We start from the raw sequence: 1044 nt of genomic DNA on the forward strand, positions 1-1044 counted from the left end.
TTGCGGATCACATCGGCCAGACTGCCGCCGTCCATCCATTCGGGAGAAGATGGGTGGGGGACGCCCCCCCGATTTTCACGAACATAGTAAACAGGGAAAACGATGTGGGGGGATGCAGGGCCCTAAAATTTGATCCAGGCGTCGCACTCATTGATAAATTTTTTTCCTTTTTGTTTTCTTGGTTTTGAAAAGCTTTTTGCCTGGGGGCTGCTTTCATGGCCCAGGTCAACGTTTCCAGCCTGTGTGGGTGCACCCCGCCAGACGCTGCCCATGCCGCCTTCGATGGCGTCCGATTCAACACGGTAGGTATCGAGCAGAGTCCTGCCTTTGGCAATGATGACCGCCTTTCCCTCATATCGTGCCGCCTCATTATCCGGAACTGCGGCGTCATCATCCACCGTGGCATCGTCATCCAAAGCAGCATTGTCTATTGCCGCAGCGTCTACGGTTGCGTAATCATCATCGATAGTTGCGTTGTCTGAGACTGTTCGGCAGTGTTTTCGTATGCTGTCAGGAAGCGTTTTTTCATCCTTTTTCATCATAAAAAACCCCTTAACTAACGTATTTCATGCTTTGACCGGGTTTTATAGTTGCAAAACTGTTAATTGACAATTTGAATATAAATCACTGAAATATTATCGTGTCCTCCGTTGACATTGGCTTGATCGATCAGCTTGGCGCAGACGGTTCCAGGGTTTCGGCTGCTCCGCATTATGCGGGTGATATCCTCTTCATTTACCATGCCGTAAAGCCCGTCGCTGCACAAAAGGATCCTGTCTCCGGGCGCAACATCACAAACAAAATATTCGGGCAGAGCAGGGGCATTCATGCCGACAAACCGTGTAAGCCGTGAGCTCGAAGGGTGGTTGTTGGTCAGCGTTTTTGGCCAGCTCTCCGTTTTTAACAAGAAGTGCGGCAATATTATGGTCCTCTGTAATCTGCTTCATGCGTTTCTTTTATATTTTGGCAGCAGGTAGCCGCGGCTGTCACCCAGGTTTGTAAATATTGCTTTGTCTTTATAAAGCCATATGCCGCAAAATGTTG

At 49.0% G+C, this 1044-nt stretch carries 2 protein-coding genes; both read right to left on the bottom strand.

Going from position 1 to position 1044, the window contains the following annotated elements:
* Window positions 1–122 precede the first annotated feature (122 nt).
* A complete protein-coding gene (locus tag SSCH_RS04625; RefSeq protein WP_156972098.1) occupies window positions 123–542 on the bottom strand; it encodes a hypothetical protein in 420 nt (139 codons plus the stop codon).
* Between the two features lie 59 nt (window positions 543–601).
* Entirely contained in the window at window positions 602–907 is a 306-nt protein-coding gene (locus SSCH_RS04630; protein WP_156972099.1) for a PP2C family protein-serine/threonine phosphatase, read from the bottom strand.
* Window positions 908–1044 lie beyond the last annotated feature (137 nt).

This window comes from Syntrophaceticus schinkii, assembly GCF_000946815.1.
In the GTDB taxonomy this organism is placed as follows: Bacteria; Bacillota; DSM-12270; order Thermacetogeniales; family Thermacetogeniaceae; genus Syntrophaceticus; species Syntrophaceticus schinkii.

Bases quoted from the DNA above. Each gene is read 5' to 3' on its own strand.
- SSCH_RS04625 (WP_156972098.1), bottom strand. From the start codon at position 542: ATGATGAAAAAGGATGAAAAAACGCTTCCTGACAGCATACGAAAACAC.